Below are 16,150 nucleotides of genomic sequence, written 5' to 3' on the forward strand. Positions count from 1 at the left end.
TGAGAAAACTATTATTTAACTACTGCAATGAATTTGACGAAACTCGCCCTCGCCTGTGCACTCACTTCGACCTTGGCCGCTTGCGGTGGTGGAGGTGGAAGCAACACCTCCACCCCTGATACCGGCCCGGTAGCCGCGCCATCCCGCACCATCAGCGGCGTGGCCGCCAAAGGCCTCATCAAGGACGGTATCGTCAACGTCTATGCCTACGATGCCGCCGGCAACCGCTCTGCGGCGCCGGTCGCCACTGGCCGCACGTCCAAGACCGACGGCAGCTACTCGGTCAACCTGGGCAACCGCACCGGCTTGTTCACCGTGGAAGTGAGCGCCGACGCGAACACCACCATGGAAGACGAGTACAGCGGCACGATTACCATGCCTGCCACGATGACGATGCGCAGCCTGGTCCAGCTCGACGGCGGCAGCAACACCAACGCGACCGGCCACGTTACGCCGTTCACCGACATGCTGGTGACGGCGGCGATGAGCGCCGGCACGGCCAACAGCCTGACCACGGCAAACGTGGCATCGGCGCAGACCGAAGTGACCAAGATTCTCGGCTTCAATCCGCTGACCACCAAGCCGCTCAACGCCAATAGCGACGCAGCCGCCAATACGACCGATGCGTCGGAAAAACTGCAGTCCGTGGCATTGGCCGCGATCTCGCAGATCGCCCACGCCAGCGGCATGGGATGCGCCGGCACGCCGGGTGAAAAGGTCAAATGCGCAGTCACCGCGACGACCGGCACCGCGACGATGAAGAATGGCGCCGTCAGCATCGGCGGCGGCGCGAAGGCCGCCCTGCTCACCGCGCTGGCCTCAGTGGCCAACGACGCCACCGTCAACAAGACCACGCTGAAAACGCTGGATGGACAGAAGCTGTTCTCCGACGCGGCTATCAATAGCCCAGCGCCTGCTCCAACGCCGACTCCGACTCCGACTCCGACACCAACTCCGACGCCCACTCCGACACCAACGCCGACTCCGACGCCAACACCAACACCGACTCCTACTCCGACGCCAACGCCGGTACCTACGCCTGTGCCGACACCGACGCCTGTGCCGACGCCTACCCCAACGCCAACGCCGGTACCGACTCCAACTCCAACTCCAACTCCAACTCCGACTCCGACGCCAACACCTACGCCAACGCCGTCCAATCCGGTGGCCGACACGAAAGCCCTGTTCGCCAGCTTGCGCACCAACCTGCAAGCCTGGTCTGACGCCGGCAAGGACGGCGGCGGCCTGCGCAACAGCCTGGACGCGATGAAGGCCGATTTCGACAACGCCGTCGCGCCATTGGATCAGAGCCTGGCCGACTGGGTCGTCGTCTCCGGTCGCGGCATCAAGCTGTACAACGACTTTATCCAGAAAAAATCCACCGACATCACCGTCAGTGACGGCTCGGCAATGTCGGCGCTGGGTTCGTGCGCGCTCTACAAGGATATAGACGCCACCATCGCCATGACCAGGAATGATGTGTCCTCAGTCACTCCAAAGAGCGTGTCGTGCAAGTTGAACGACAAGGTTATCGCAGGATCGGAACGCAACGCAGACGGCGTATATACCCGCGACCTCATCGGCAGAGACATCACGCTCCGATGGTTCTCAACGATTGCTTTCACCTACTCCGCGCGGACCCTGCGCATCTCTCAAGAGTACCAAAAGGATCAGTATGGCCCCTACAACATCCGGAATTTGAACGGCCAAATGCCCGTCGGAGACCTCGCAGGCGGCATCCTCTCCTATACGATGAACGGCAGCGCCGTCGCCACTGCAGTGATTCGAGGCACCATGCCCGCGCGCGTTGACGCCAGCGGCGTTAAGCTCACCGACTACGAAACTTTGGTCATCGAGTCAACCACCACGGCGGAAGCAGGCGGAATCAACAAATATACGCTCTCCGGCACCATCGGCGCAGTCAAGAACGGTGCGGCGCTCGGCACCGTCAAGATTGGCGACACGTCCTTCGTCCGCGCGTCCAACAACGGCGGCGTGTACCGCGTCGTCGAAGGCAAGCTGGCGATCGAAGTCGCAACGGCCAACAGCACCGTCAACGGCGCCCTGTCGCTGAGCAAATTCGATACCGACAAAGGCGGCAATCGCTACCTGCCCAACTACGCACAGTTCACCGGCAGCTTCACCAACAGCCGCGGAGAGAACTTCAACGGCGTCATCACGGCCGAAGCGTTGAACTCTAAAAACTACGATAGCGCGGTAACGCTGTCGGCGACCAATTTCGTGCTGGCCAATGTATCGTTCAAAGGCAGCCTGAAGATCGTCAGCCGTCCTGTGCTGGCTGTCACGTTAGCCGCCCGCAGCACCGGCTACCGGACCTCCGAATACAACGCCACCTACAACGACGGCACCAACGTCATCTCGTTCGACGGCAACAACTCCCTGCCCAGAACAATCCATATCGCCAGCGCCACCGGCGTTACGGTCACGCTGGTGGACGGCGCCAAGTACCTCGACGTCTACAAGAACAACAGCAAGACTGCACTGATCAACACCAGCACCAGGATGATCAACTACATCGATGGCAGCTTCGAGACACTGAACTGATCCATCATGCGTTTGATTTCCTTACTGGGCGCCCTGCTTGCGGCAAGCGGGGCCGCCGCGCAAACGTCCGTCGCCGACAGCGACATCGCACTGCACGCCCCCAGCGCCGCCTGGCAACCGTATGCCAAAGCGCAGGGCTGGGCGACCTACGACGCCGTGCCGATCCGCGAACTGGGCCGCGACTGGGGCAATAGCTACGCCCCGCGCAACGGCCGCAACGTCTTCCTGCAGCGGGACCGCGTGGAATTCGGCGTGGAGAAAAACGGCTGGCGCATCGGTGCGGAGTACAGGCTGGAACTGTCGCTGGAGACGAACCGCGACACGACCGACCTGTACCACGTCTACCAAAGCCACAAGACGCCCGACAAGGCCCGCGATTTCGCCGCGGACGCCCATTCGAAGCAATGGGCGGCGGCGGGCGCGCGCGTAGGCCGCACCTTCGTCCTGCCCAACCTCGGCGCGGGCGATCCCCTGCTGATGGTGTCGGCCGCCGTGTACGGGCACGCCCGCAATCACGACAGCAGCGCATCCGGCAAGGTGAGCTACACGCACGATACCGCCTACCGCATCGACGGCACGTATGCGAACTCGAATACCGACTACGGCTATCCGTTCATGCCCGAGGCGACGCAAAAATCGTCAGGCGCCAGCATCTCGGCCGCGCTGCAATGGCCGCTGAGCAGCCAGCTCACCGCCAACCTGGCCGTCAACGATTTGTGGAGCCGCATGCGCTGGACCAATCTGCCGGCTATGGTGCAGCGCATCGCCTCCGACGTGCGCACGGTCGACAGCGACGGCTACATCAACTACAAGCCGCAGATCGTCGGCCAGAACAGCCTGATCGAACGCACCGGCACCATCGGCGCCAGCACCGCGCTGAACCTCACCTACCGCTACCAGCAATGGGCGCTGCGGGTCGGGGCGCAGCGCATCGCCGGCACCACCATACCGGAAGCCGTCGGCAGCTACGCCAGCCAGTGGGGAACGTTCAGCACCAGCTACGACACGCGCTTCAACATGGTGGGCCTCGGCTATGAGCAAGGCCCGCTGCGCCTGCGCCTGCGCACCGACCGTTTGCCGTTCAGCGAAGCGCACGCGTTCAGCCTGGAGACGGCCATGTATTTTGCGTTCTAGCGGTTGACGCTTAGGCAATGCGAATGTAATTTAGCGCCATGGATACCAAAACAAACTTCAGCCGCACCACCATCGCTCTGCACTGGCTGGTGGCGGCCACCATCATTGGCTTGATCGCGCTCGGCATCTACATGGTCGAGACCGAATCCTGGCATTTGTACGACATTCACAAATCGATAGGCTTGCTGGCCTTCGTGGCGATCCTGGCGCGGCTGGCCTGGCGCTGGCGCAATGGACTGCCGCAGCCGGTGCGGCCCGTATCGCGGCTGGAGCACGTGACCGCCGCGGCGGCGCACGTGGTGCTGCTGATCCTGACCGTGGTGCTGCCGCTGAGCGGCATGCTCTACTCGGGCGCCAGCGGTCACGGCTTCGGCATCTTCGGCTGGGAAATCTTCCCCAGCCACCACAGCGGCGACCAGGCCGTGCCGCTCAGCCCTCAATGGTCCGACATCGGCCAGTCCATGCACGGCTTCCTCGGCTACCTGCTGCTGACGCTGATCGTGCTGCACGCCGCCGCCGCGCTCAAGCACCACGTCATCGACAAGGACGCCACCCTGAAGCGCATGCTGGGCCGCACGTCGGACTAAACATAGCAACAACACCATTATCCGTTTCGCAAATATCGTACATTCAATAATGAAAGTTGCTGTACGGAATTTACCGTGTTACCTTATGCTGCATTGCCGCATAAGGATTAAACATAATGCAACAAAGTATCAAAAAGAAAACCGGCCTGGTCTTGGGCGGTGGCGCACCGAATTCTCCGCTGATCGCCGGCGCCCTGGCTGCCTTCCTCGACCAGGAAGTCGAATTTGACGTGATCTCCGCCTCGGGCGCGGGCGTTCTGATGGGCTTGCTGTATGCGGCCCCGCTGGAATCCACGCCCCGCGAAGCGCTGAAACGCTGGGCCGATACCGGCGTCTCCGACACCATCTACAAGATGATGCCGGTGAATTACAAAATCTTCCACAAGCCCGGCCAGGAAGCGGACGTGTTCCGCAACGCCTTCACGCCGGCCGCCAGCCATCCGGTTTTTGGTGCGATGCAAAACGTGTTCGGCAAGGGCCAGCTGCCCTGGACCGACTGGAGCCAGCTGCTGATGTCGACCATGTCGCCATCCAACCTGTCCGCCAAAAGCCTGGGCCTGTGCGCGCATGCGCCGTTCCTCGAAGGCGTGGTCGATTTCTCCGCCATCTCCAGCATGAAGCCGGAGTTCTACATCAACGCCTACAATTTGAACCAGCATCGCATGAAGATCTGGGACAAGCATGAAATCCAGGCGGAGCATGTGCGCGCCGCGCTGTCCTTCCCCTTCCTGTACGCGCCGACCGAAATCGACGGCGAGGATTACATCGAAGGCGCCGCGCTGGAGACGCTGAACTTCGATCCCTTCATCGAAGGCAAGGGCGAACACCACGACACCGACACGCTGATCGTGCTCGACATCCTGGGCGACGAACGCCTGCTGCGCAAGCCGCGCAATCTGTATGACGCTTGGGTGGGTTCGATGATCACGCCGCTGGTGAAGATTTCGCAGAACCAGATCCGCCTGTTCGAGTTGGAGCACAACACCGACCGCAAGACCGGTCTGCCGAAACGCCGCATGCTCAAGCTGGAGCTGATGGCCGCCGTGCCGGACGACCATATGCCGAACACGATGGACTGGTCGACGTCGAATATGCAGTTCCTGTTCGATATCGGCTACAAGGCGGCGACGCGCTTCTGCCGCCAGCACTCCACGGTGCTGCGCTACGCCGAAGAGACGGAGCTGGCGGGTTAAAGCAGAGGTTTGATCAGCGCCGGCAGCAATGCCAGCGTGCGGCGCGTGGCGCCGCGATGCTGGTTGGCGAAGGCCAGCGCGTTGCGGCCCATGGCCGTGCGTGCCGCTTCGTCGTTCAGCAAACGCCCGGCGGCGGACATCAGCTCCGCCGCATCGGCGACGCGTTGCGCGCCGCCCGCAGCCAGCGCATCTTCCGTCACCAGCGCGAAGTTGAAGGTGTGCTGGCCGATCAGCACCGGCTTGCCCAGCGCCGCCGGCTCGATCAGGTTCTGGCCGCCCAAGGGCAGCAGGCTGCCGCCGACAAAGGCCACATCGCAGGCCGCGTAGTAGGCGAACATCTCGCCCATCGAATCCCCCATCAGCACATCGACAAAGCCCGGCAGCACGGCATCGCCGCCGTCCAGCGCCAGCTTGCTGCGGCGCTGCACGTTCAGGCCGTGCGCGCCGATCATCTTTTCCACCTCGTCGAAGCGCTGCGGATGGCGCGGCACGATCAGCAGCAGCACATTGGCCGGCAACGCGGCGCGCTCGCGGCGGAAGGCATCCAGTATCAGCTCCTCCTCGCCCTCGCGCGTGCTCGCGCACAGCAGCACCGGACGGTCGCCGATCACGCCGCGCAGCGCTGCTCCAACGGCCAGCGCCGCATCCGGCACCACCACGTCGAACTTGATGCTGCCGGTGATCTCCACGCGCTGCACGCCCAGCGAGCGCACACGTTCCGCATCAGCCGCCGTCTGCGCGGCGACCAGCGAGATGCCGCGCGCCGCATCCACCAGCAGGGAACCGAAGCGGCGCGACCGGCGCAGCGAACGCGCGGACAGGCGGGCGTTGGCCAGCACCACCGGCACGCCGCGCTTGCCGCACACCGCGATCAGGTTGGGCCATACCTCCGTCTCCATCAGGATGCAGACGGCAGGCTTGAAATGTTTGATGAAGCGCCCGACCATCGTCGCCGTGTCATACGGCAGGTAGGACTGCACCAGGCGATCGCCATGTTTGGCGAACAGCGTCTTGCCGGTGGCGCGGCCGGTCGGCGTCATGTGGGTGAGGACGATGCGGCTGTGCGGGTATTCGGCCAGCAGGGCATCGACCAGCGGCTCGGCGGCGCGCGTCTCGCCCACCGACACGGCGTGCACCCACAAGGTCTGCATGGTGGACGACGGGCCGCTGTAGAAGCCCAGGCGCTCGCCCCAATGCTGGCGATAGCCCGGCTCCTTGCGGCCGCGCAGCCACAAGCGCGCCAGCACCAGCGGCAAGGCCAGGCACCACATCACGGAATAGAAAAGTCGCATAGTTACGCCAGCAGGCTGCGGGCTGCCGCCAATACTTCGGCCACCGACGGAGGCGTGCCACGGTCGCCCAGGTTGATGATGCGCGGCGACCAGTTGCCCTCGGTTTTCCAGCGCGGCGAATCGGCGTAGATTTCCACCGTCGGCCGCACGAAGGCAGCGGCGATATGGGTCAATCCCGTGTCGACGCCGATCACCAGGCCGGCGTGACGCGCCAGCAGCATCGCATCGGCCATCGACAGTTTCGGCAGCACGCGCGCGTTCGGCAGGCTTGCCGCCAGCACTTCGGCTTCGGCCTTCTCTTTCGGCGAGCCCCATGGCAGCAGGATGGGCATGGGCGCCAGTTCGCGGCCCAATGCAATCCAGTTCTCCGGCGCCCACTTCTTCGGGGCGCGCGCGGTGCCGTGGAAGTAGACGGCGTATGGCTCGGCAGGCATCCAGTCCGGACGCGGCTCGCTGGCCGATACTTCAGGCAGGCCGAAATCGGCCGGCGTATCGACCGCATAGCCCAGCGCAGCGCCGGCCACCAGGCGGCCGCGCGCCACCGCGTGCGTGCGCGGATCGGTCGGGATGCTCAAGTTGTGGAAGATGCGCGAAACGCCTTCGTAGCCCGAGCCTTCGCTGCCGTTGGCCAGGCCGACCTTGCGACCGCCCTTCACCACACGGGCAGCGCCCATGATGATGCCGGTCTTCAGCAATCCCTGCGTGTCGAATACATAGTCGTACTGCTGCTCGCGCAGCGTACGGAAGAAGCTCTTGATCTCTGCGCGGGTCTCGGGCTTGCCGAGACTCTTGCGCCAGCGCCGCAGCGCAAACGGAATGATGGTGCGCACGCGCGCGTTGAGCCGCACCAGGCTGACGTAGCCCTCTTCCACCACCCAGTCGATATTCGCGTCCGGGAAATGGCGGGCGATATCGGCCACCATCGGCAGGTTGTGCAGCACGTCGCCCAGCGAGGAGACGCGCACCAGCAAAATGTTCAGCGGCTTGCGGCCGCCCGTTTGCGCCGTCATGCGCTTAGAACGGCAGTTCCGCGTCCGGCTTGGCAGCCAGGATCACGCTCTTGAACTGGCCCTGGATGCGCGCCAGCGCGGCCGGGGTTTCAGCCTCGAAGCGCATCACGATCACCGGCGTGGTGTTGGACGAACGCGCCAGGCCGAAGCCGTCTTCGTATTCCACGCGCAGGCCGTCGATGGTGATGATCTGCACGTTGCCCGGGAACTTGGCGTCGCTGCGCAGCTTGTCCATGACGATGACGTTTTCGCCTTCGTTCAGGTGCAGGTGCAGCTCCGGCGTGCTGTCCGACTGCGGCAGCGAGTTCAGCAGCTTGGACGGATCGGCTTCGCGGGTCAGGATTTCCAGCAGGCGGGCGCCGGAGTACAGGCCGTCGTCGAAACCGTACCAGCGGTCCTTGAAGAAGATGTGGCCGCTCATTTCGCCGCCCAGCGGGGCGCCGGTTTCGCGCAGCTTGGCCTTGACCAGCGAGTGGCCGGTCTTGTACATCAGCGGCACGCCGCCGTGCTTGCTGATCCATGGCGCCAGGTGACGGGTGCATTTAACGTCGTACAGGATCTGTTCGCCTGGATGACGGCTCAGCACGTCGGCCGCGAACAACATCATCTGGCGGTCCGGGTAGATGATCTGGCCATCCTTGGTGACCACGCCCAGGCGGTCGCCGTCGCCGTCGAAGGCGATGCCCAGCTCGGCGTCCGTCTCTTGCAGGCAGCGGATCAGGTCTTGCAGGTTTTCCGGATGCGCGGGATCGGGGTGGTGGTTAGGGAAATTGCCGTCCACTTCGCAGAACAGCTCGACCACTTCGCAGCCCATGCCACGGAACAGGTCGCCCGCGAAGGCGCCGGCCACGCCGTTGCCGCAATCGACGGCGATCTTGATCGGGCGCGCCAGCTTGACGTCGCCGATGATGCGCTCCAGGTATTGCGCGCGGATGTCGTGGGTGCCGTACGCGCCCTTTTTCGCCGCCGACGAACCGTCATGGTCGACGATGCGCTGGTACAGCGCGGTGATCGCCTCGCCGTGAATGGCTTCGCCGGCCAGCACCATCTTGAAGCCGTTGTAGTCCGGCGGATTGTGGCTGCCCGTCACCATGATGCCGGACGCCGCGCCCAGCACATTGGTGCCGAAGTAGACCATCGGCGTGGCCACCACGCCCAGGTCGATCACGTCCACGCCGGCCGCTTGCAGGCCCTCGGCCAGCGCCGCCGTCAGCACCGGGCCGGACAGGCGGCCATCGCGGCCGATCACGACCTTGGTCTCGCCCTTGGCCAGCGCGGCCTGGCCGAACGCCTGGCCGATCTGGCGCGCTACGCCCGCATCCAGGGTTTTATCGATGATGCCGCGAATGTCGTAAGCCTTGAAGATCGTTTTGGATAAAGAAACCATAGTGTGGGAATGTATGCGAGGGGTGTAGTGAAGCGGCCGGTCATGCCGGCCGCCGCTTATCGAAGTGCAGGCAGTTTAAACCTTTAAGCCGGCGATGTCTTTACCGGATTCCAGCCAATCCTTGACCCATTTGGGCTGGCGGCCGCGGCCGGTCCAGAGCTGGCTGGCGTCGGCCGGATTGCGGTAGCGCGGCGCCACGCTGCCGGTCTTGGCGCGTGCGCTGCCGGCGCCGCCGACCAGGTCTTTCAGCGGAACGCCCACGCTTTGGGCGATCGCCAGTATCTGTTCGCGCGCTTTTGCCAGGTCCTGGCTTTCGCGCTGCTTTAATTCATGTTTAACTTGTTCCTGCAAATTCCGTAAATCCGCAGAGGACATATTCGACAGATCCATATGGTATTCCTTTTAAGTGAAGTGATATAAAGCCCGGCGGGAATATATTACATCAACATAAAAAAATCAGGTTTTCTTATGACGTATCATCCAGCGCGGGGCTTTAAATCGGACGATGCGCACATAAATCCAGATGTAACTGCTGATAAACAAAATACAGAAACACATTAATGCCCAGGTATGGCGCCAGAATACCGTGGCCGGTATCACCGCCATCAGCGAAAACAGCCATAAATACGGCGACGTCATCGAATTGCGGCGTATCAGCGCCCTCGCCTCTTTGCGGCCGACCGCCCATTGCACAATGCGGCGGAAGATCAGGCTATGCAAATGGATACCGTCCGGCATGGCCGGAGATTTTCCACGGACAAACATTCGTCGATAAACGGAAAATAATGTTTCAAAAGTCGGATAGATTAATAACAACGCCGCGTACCAGGTAGAAACTTGTGGATTGCGCATCACCAGCAGCAAGGCCAGTTCACCCAACATGAAGCCGATAAAATACGCGCCGCCGTCGCCGAGGAAAATCATGCCGACCGGGTAATTCCAGATCAGGAAGCCGGCGGTGGCGCCCGCCACCATCAGCGCCGCGATCAGCACGAACATATCGTTGACCTGCAGCGCCACATAGCCCAGCGACAGCAGCATGCAGATGCACACCACGCTGGCCAGGCCGTTGAAACCGTCGATGATGTTGACCGCGTTGGCGATGCCGGCCACGGCCAGCACCGTCAGCGGCAGGGTCAGCCACATGTATTGCAGCGGCCAGGCGGAAAACGCCCAGTCGATGCGGTCGACGCGGGCGTCGAGCAGGAAATAGCCGAGTGCGGCGGCGGCCATGGTCAGCACCAGGCGGCGCGCGGCGCTGACGCGGCCGGTGTAATCCTCGACAATGCCGCCGACAAAAGCCACGGCGGAACAGGCCAATAAGGACATCAGCCAATGCGTCATCGCCGGCACGCGCCAAATGGAAATGAAGGAACTCAGCGCCACCGATAAAAAGATCGATAAGCCGCCGATACGGGCCACGTGGTGGGCGTGCACTTTTTGCACCCCCATGAAATCGGAATCGAGCGCAGGACCGTGCAATCTCGCTTCTTTAATCACCAGCAGGGTTAGCAGCGCGGAAGCGACAAAGCTCAGTAAAAAGGAAAACATATTTATCTATACGAAATTACCGGAGACGCTAACCGATATGGATGGCCAGTACGCTAACACGCGATTGTACCGGATTAAGCGGGGCGGTCTTAAATTGATAGCCGGTAATAACCGATGGGCATCGAATATTGGCCGGTTTGCAACGCCACGCGCGGCATGCGGGCGGCGACGCGCCCGCATCATAGCAGCAGCCCATCGACCGGGCGGAATTGCTTACCAAACGATACAACTAGGGGAGTGAGTCCATGCACAGGTGCAGGGCGTCTTTCCAGTCCGGCAAGTGGCAGAAGCGCGCCATCAGCCGCTCGGACGACATCACCGAGTACTGCGGACGCTTGGCCGGCACCGGATACTCGGCGCTGGTGATCGGCAGCACGCGGCATTCCAGCCCCGCCGCCGCGACGATGGCCTGGGTGAACTCGAACCAGGTGGTCTGGCCCTGGGCGCTCAGGTGATACACGCCGCTGTTCTGCACCCACCACTCGCGTCCGCCCGCGTGGGCTTGCGACAGCACCAGCGCGGTGGTGTCGGCGATGGTGCGGCTCCAGGTCGGGGCGCCGTGCTGGTCGGCCACCACGCGCAGCTCGTCGCGCTCCTTGGCCAGGCGCAGCATGGTCAGCAGGAAGTTCTTGCCGCGCATGCCGTACACCCAGCTGGTGCGGAAGATCAGGTGTGGTATGCCGGCCGCGGCGATGGCCTGTTCGCCGGCCAGCTTGCTGGCGCCGTAGACGTTGAGCGGACCGGTGGCGTCGTCCTCCACCCGCGCCGACGGCTGGCTGCCGTCGAACACATAATCGGTCGAGTAATGCACCATGGCCGCGCCCAGCAGCTTGGCTTCCTGCGCCATCAGGCCGGGCGCCTCGGCGTTGACGCGGTGCGCCAGCTCCGGCTCGCTCTCGGCCTTGTCGACCGCCGTGTAGGCGGCCGGGTTGACGATCAGCTGCGGCTTTTCGCGGCGGATGACGTCGCGCACCTGGTCCAGGTCGGACAGGTCCATCACCTTGCGGTCCACCGCCACCACCTCGCCTATGCCCTGCAGGCTGCGCGCCAGCTCGTAGCCCACCTGGCCGGTACTGCCGGTCAGCAGGACTTTCATGCAAACACCTCGGCGTCGGCCAGCAGCGCGGCGGCCTGGTCTTTGCCGGACAGCAGAGGCGCGGCGTCCAGCGCCGGCCATAGTATGCCGATGGCGGGATCGTTCCACAGGATGGAGCGCTCGTGCTCGGGCGCCCAGTAGTCGGTGGTCTTGTAGAGGAATTCGGCGGCGTCGCTGGTGACGACGAAACCGTGGGCAAAGCCCGGCGGTATCCACATCTGCTTCTTGTTCTCGGCCGACAGCTCGATGCCGTACCACTGGCCGAAGGTCGGCGAGCTCTTGCGCAAATCGACGGCGACGTCGTACACGCTGCCGGCGGTGGCGCGCACCAGCTTGCCCTGCGCCTGCTGGATCTGGTAGTGCAGGCCGCGCAGCACGCCCTTGGCCGAGCGCGAATGATTGTCCTGCACGAAGGGCAAAGTCACGCCGGTCAGCTCGGCGAAACGGCGGGCGTTGAAACTCTCGTAGAAAAAGCCGCGGTCGTCGCCGAACACGCGCGGCTCCAGCACCAGCAAGCCCTCCAGCGGTGTAGCGATCACATTCATCGTGGTACGACCTTGTCTTCGAGGATTTGCAGCAGGTACTGGCCGTAGTTGTTTTTCTTCAGCGGCTCGGCCAGCTTGCGCAGCTGGGCGGCGTCGATATAGCCCTTGCGGTAGGCGATCTCTTCCGGGCACGCCACTTTCAAGCCCTGGCGTTTTTCGATGGTGGCGATGAACTGCGAGGCATCGAGCAGCGACTCGTGGGTGCCGGTATCCAGCCAGGCCATGCCGCGTCCCATCACTTCGACGTTGAGCTGCTGCTTTTCCAGGTAGACGCGGTTGACGTCGGTAATCTCCAGCTCGCCGCGCGCGGACGGCTTGATGCTGGCCGCGATGTCGCACACCTGGTTGTCGTAGAAGTACAGGCCGGTGACGGCGTAGTTCGATTTCGGCTTGAGCGGCTTTTCCTCGATCGACACGGCCGTGCGGTTCGCATCGAACTCGACCACGCCGTAGCGTTCCGGATCCTGCACGTGGTAGGCGAACACCGTGGCGCCGTCGGTCTGCTCGGTGGCGTGGCGCAGCAAGGCGTCCAGGTCGTTGCCGTAGTAGATGTTATCGCCCAGGATCAGCGCCGACGGCGAATCGCCGACGAATTCCTTGCCGATGATGAAGGCTTGCGCCAGGCCGTCCGGCGATGGCTGCACCGCGTAGCTGATGTTGATGCCCCACTGGCTGCCGTCGCCCAGCAGATCCTGGAAGCGCGGCGTGTCCTGCGGCGTCGAGATCAGCAGGATCTCGGTCATGCCGGCCAACATCAGCACCGTCAGCGGATGGTAGATCATCGGCTTGTCGTAGATCGGCAGCAGTTGCTTGGAGACGCTCATCGTCACCGGATACAGGCGGGTGCCGGAGCCGCCGGCCAGGATGATGCCTTTGCGGTTAGGGATGCTCATTGCTGGCCTTCGCGGTTAAAGTAATTGGTTTCCACCCACTTGGCATAGCTGCCCGACTGCACGTCGGCCACCCAGGCCTGGTTCTCCAGGTACCACTGCACGGTCTTGGCGATGCCGGTCTGGAAGGTCTCGGCCGGTTTCCAGCCCAGTTCGCGTTCCAGCTTGCGGGCGTCGATGGCGTAGCGGCGGTCGTGGCCGGGACGGTCCTTGACGTAGGTGATCTGCGCGCGATAGCTGGCGCCATCGGCTTTCGGTTTCAGCTTGTCCAGCATGTCGCACAGCGTGTGCACCACGTCCAGGTTGGCCATCTCGTTCCAGCCGCCGACGTTGTAGGTCTCGCCCAGGCGGCCCGCTTCCAGCACGCGGCGGATCGCCGCGCAGTGGTCGCTGACGTACAGCCAGTCGCGCACCTGCTGGCCGTCGCCGTAGATCGGCAGCGGCTTGCCCGCTTGCGCGTTGGCGATGATCAGCGGGATCAGTTTTTCCGGGAAGTGATACGGGCCGTAGTTGTTGGAGCAGTTGGTGGTCAGCGTCGGCAGGCCGTAGGTGTGGTGATACGAGCGCACCAGGTGGTCCGAGGCGGCCTTCGAGGCCGAGTACGGGCTGTTCGGCGCGAACGCGGTGGTTTCGCTGAACGGCGCGTCGTCCGGGCCCAGCGTGCCGTAGACTTCATCGGTGGACACGTGCAGGAAGCGGAACGCGGCTTTCTCGTCCTCCGGCAGCGCCGACCAGTAGGCGCGCGTGGCTTCGAGCAGGCTGAAGGTGCCGTTGATGTTGGTGTTGATGAACTCGCCGGGGCCGAGGATGGAACGGTCCACATGGCTTTCGGCGGCGAAGTGCACCACCGCGCGCGGCTTGTGCTGCTGGAACAGCGCCAGCACCTGGGCCTGGTCGCAGATGTCGCCGCGCACAAAGGTGTGGCGCGCGTCCTGCTTCAGCGAGGCCAGGTTGTTCAGATTGCCGGCATACGTCAGCTTATCGTAGTTGATGACTGGCTCATCCGACTGGGCCAGCCAGTCGAGGACAAAATTCGAGCCGATGAAACCCGCACCACCTGTCACAAAAATCATTTAGTATCCCGCAGCAAGAGTCAAATTAGTCGTAAGCATGATTTTATGTGAAACTGCCCTGCTACCGGGCAAAAATCGACACCCCACACTCTGATTTCAGGGTATTTCAGATTCCAAAGCAACGAACCACAGAGCATCCATATGAAAACCTATGTAATCGGGGATTTACAGGGCTGCCACGAGCAGACCCTGGCGTTGCTGGAGCGCGTACACGAGCATGCCGGTGAAGACGAGCCCATCATCCTGTTCGCAGGCGACCTGATCAATCGCGGCCCGGATTCGCTGGCCACGCTGCGCCACGTGCGCGCGCTGGCGATGGGCAGCGGCGGCCGCATCGACAGCGTGCTCGGCAATCACGACCTGCATTTGCTGGCCGTGGCCTACGGCATCCGGCCCGAGCACAAGTCCGACACGCTGGCCGAGATCCTGCACGCACCCGACCGCGACGAGCTGATCGACTGGCTGCGGCGCCGTCCGCTGGCCATCCACACCCAGGGACACGTGCTGGTGCACGCCGGCCTGCTGCCGCAATGGACGGCGGCGCAGGCGATGGCGCTGGCCGGCGAAGTGCAGCAGATGCTGCGCGGCCCGAACATGGCGGAGTTCCTGGCCGAGATGTACGGCAACCTGCCCGACCGATGGAGCGACGATCTGCAAGGCGCGGACCGGCTGCGCTGCATCATCAACGCGATGACGCGGCTGCGCTTCTGCGACGCCGACGGCGTGATGGATTTCAAGATGAAGGAAAGCGGCAAGGCCGAGGAAGGCTCGGGCCTGATGCCGTGGTTCGAGGTACCGGGGCGGCGCAGCCGCAAGGAGACGGTGGTGTTCGGCCACTGGTCGGCGCTGGGGCTGACCCTGAAGCCGCATTTGATCGGCCTCGACAGTGGCTGCGTGTGGGGCGGCCAATTGACCGCCGTATGCCTGGAAGACCGCAGCCTGCTGCAAGTGCAGTGCCCGGAATTCCAGACGCCGGGCCCGAAAAAATAAGCAACGCCTGCCGTCGTTCCCGCGCAGGCGGGAACCCATAGACCATGTCCGCAGTGACTCAGCATGGATTCCCGCCTGCGCGGGAATGACATCTCAACGAACGCCCAGCGCGGCGGCGACGGCCTGGTGCGTGGCCTCCGCCAGGTCGCGCCGGTGCGCGCCGATGCTATCGATGGCTGGCAGTATCGTCAACCGCGCCCTCACCGGCGGTCCATCCAGGATTAGCATGATGCTCTCGGCGAAGCTGGTCTCGCCGATGAAGTCCACCGACGGATGCGAAGCGCCCGACGGATCGCGGTAGGATAGCGCGATCGCCTGCACCGGCACCTTGGCGTCGATCGCCGCCTCGAACAGGTTGGCGTGGAAGGGCAGCAGGCTGCCCTGCGCCGCCGTCGTACCTTCCGGGAAGAAGGCCACGCGCTCGCCGCGCTCCAGGCTGTTCACCAGGCCCTTGAAGATATGCCGCAGATCGCGCCGGTTGCCGCGCGAGATGAACACGGTGCCGGCCTTCTCCGCCAGCCATCCGGCTAGCGGCCAGGCGCGGATCTCGGCCTTGGCGACGAAATGGCTGGGATGCAGGCTGTGAATGACGAAGATGTCCAGCCACGATACGTGATTGGCCACCACCATCGCCCGGTCCAGCAGCGGCACGCCGGCGCTCTGCTCCACCGTCACATTGCACATCGCCAGCAGCCGGGTCGACCAGCGGCGGATGTGGCCGTTACGCTTTTCCTGTCCTATCCATGGGAACACGGTCGCACAGATCGCCATTCCCAACAGCACATGCAAAAACACCCGCGCGAGGCGGAAGATCATCGAAATCTTCATGCCATCCGA

Annotated in this window: 15 protein-coding genes; 5 read left to right on the forward strand and 10 right to left on the reverse strand. The window is 63.4% G+C overall.

Features of this window, described 5'->3' with window-relative positions:
• Positions 1–27 precede the first annotated feature (27 nt).
• From GEV01_RS30935 to GEV01_RS17545, 4 genes are all read left to right on the forward strand, one after another.
• Positions 28–2,565: a hypothetical protein gene (locus GEV01_RS30935; protein WP_217428429.1), complete on the forward strand. Its 2,538-nt coding sequence runs from the start codon at positions 28–30 to the stop codon at positions 2,563–2,565.
• A 6-nt stretch (positions 2,566–2,571) separates the two neighbouring features.
• Positions 2,572–3,699: a hypothetical protein gene (locus GEV01_RS17535; protein ID WP_152806713.1), complete on the forward strand. Its 1,128-nt coding sequence runs from the start codon at positions 2,572–2,574 to the stop codon at positions 3,697–3,699.
• A gap of 38 nt (positions 3,700–3,737) precedes the next feature.
• Entirely contained in the window at positions 3,738–4,286 is a 549-nt protein-coding gene (locus GEV01_RS17540; RefSeq protein ID WP_152806715.1) for a cytochrome b, read from the forward strand.
• A gap of 116 nt (positions 4,287–4,402) precedes the next feature.
• Complete coding sequence (locus GEV01_RS17545) at positions 4,403–5,479, forward strand: patatin-like phospholipase family protein (protein WP_152806717.1); 1,077 nt, start codon at positions 4,403–4,405, stop codon at positions 5,477–5,479.
• Here the strand turns inward: GEV01_RS17545 and waaA are convergent.
• The 9 genes from waaA to rfbB all read right to left on the reverse strand — a co-directional run bounded on the left by waaA (position 5,476) and on the right by rfbB (position 14,323).
• Complete coding sequence (gene waaA, locus GEV01_RS17550; RefSeq protein ID WP_152806719.1) at positions 5,476–6,771, reverse strand: lipid IV(A) 3-deoxy-D-manno-octulosonic acid transferase; 1,296 nt, start codon at positions 6,769–6,771, stop codon at positions 5,476–5,478. The two genes, GEV01_RS17545 and waaA, sit on opposite strands and share 4 nt — an antisense overlap.
• A 2-nt stretch (positions 6,772–6,773) precedes the next feature.
• Entirely contained in the window at positions 6,774–7,781 is a 1,008-nt protein-coding gene (gene waaC / locus GEV01_RS17555; protein WP_152806721.1) for a lipopolysaccharide heptosyltransferase I, read from the reverse strand.
• 4 nt (positions 7,782–7,785) lie between these two features.
• Positions 7,786–9,168, reverse strand: a complete 1,383-nt coding sequence (locus GEV01_RS17560; protein WP_152806723.1) for a phosphomannomutase/phosphoglucomutase — start codon at positions 9,166–9,168, stop codon at positions 7,786–7,788.
• A gap of 75 nt (positions 9,169–9,243) precedes the next feature.
• A complete protein-coding gene (locus tag GEV01_RS17565; RefSeq protein ID WP_152806724.1) occupies positions 9,244–9,558 on the reverse strand; it encodes an H-NS histone family protein in 315 nt (104 codons plus the stop codon).
• A gap of 66 nt (positions 9,559–9,624) precedes the next feature.
• Positions 9,625–10,719, reverse strand: coding sequence for an MraY family glycosyltransferase (locus GEV01_RS17570; protein WP_152806726.1), 1,095 nt, complete (start codon positions 10,717–10,719; stop codon positions 9,625–9,627).
• Positions 10,720–10,948: 229 nt separating this feature from the next.
• On the reverse strand, positions 10,949–11,815 hold the full coding sequence (gene rfbD, locus GEV01_RS17575) for a dTDP-4-dehydrorhamnose reductase (protein WP_152806728.1): 867 nt from the start codon (positions 11,813–11,815) through the stop codon (positions 10,949–10,951).
• Positions 11,812–12,360, reverse strand: a complete 549-nt coding sequence (gene rfbC, locus GEV01_RS17580) for a dTDP-4-dehydrorhamnose 3,5-epimerase (RefSeq protein ID WP_152806730.1) — start codon at positions 12,358–12,360, stop codon at positions 11,812–11,814. The genes rfbD and rfbC overlap by 4 nt, the downstream gene beginning before the upstream one ends.
• On the reverse strand, positions 12,357–13,253 hold the full coding sequence (gene rfbA / locus GEV01_RS17585; protein ID WP_152806732.1) for a glucose-1-phosphate thymidylyltransferase RfbA: 897 nt from the start codon (positions 13,251–13,253) through the stop codon (positions 12,357–12,359). Before rfbA ends, rfbC begins: the two co-directional genes overlap by 4 nt.
• Positions 13,250–14,323, reverse strand: coding sequence for a dTDP-glucose 4,6-dehydratase (rfbB, locus tag GEV01_RS17590; RefSeq protein WP_008452012.1), 1,074 nt, complete (start codon positions 14,321–14,323; stop codon positions 13,250–13,252). The genes rfbA and rfbB overlap by 4 nt, the downstream gene beginning before the upstream one ends.
• Before the next feature lie 141 nt (positions 14,324–14,464).
• Between rfbB and GEV01_RS17595 the strand changes: the two genes are divergently transcribed.
• Complete coding sequence (locus GEV01_RS17595; protein ID WP_152806734.1) at positions 14,465–15,313, forward strand: symmetrical bis(5'-nucleosyl)-tetraphosphatase; 849 nt, start codon at positions 14,465–14,467, stop codon at positions 15,311–15,313.
• Positions 15,314–15,406: 93 nt separating this feature from the next.
• Here the strand turns inward: GEV01_RS17595 and GEV01_RS17600 are convergent, their stop codons facing one another.
• On the reverse strand, positions 15,407–16,141 hold the full coding sequence (locus tag GEV01_RS17600; protein WP_152806735.1) for a lysophospholipid acyltransferase family protein: 735 nt from the start codon (positions 16,139–16,141) through the stop codon (positions 15,407–15,409).
• Positions 16,142–16,150 lie beyond the last annotated feature (9 nt).

This window comes from Rugamonas rivuli, from assembly GCF_009380165.1.
Lineage (GTDB): Bacteria > Pseudomonadota > Gammaproteobacteria > Burkholderiales > Burkholderiaceae_D > Rugamonas > Rugamonas rivuli.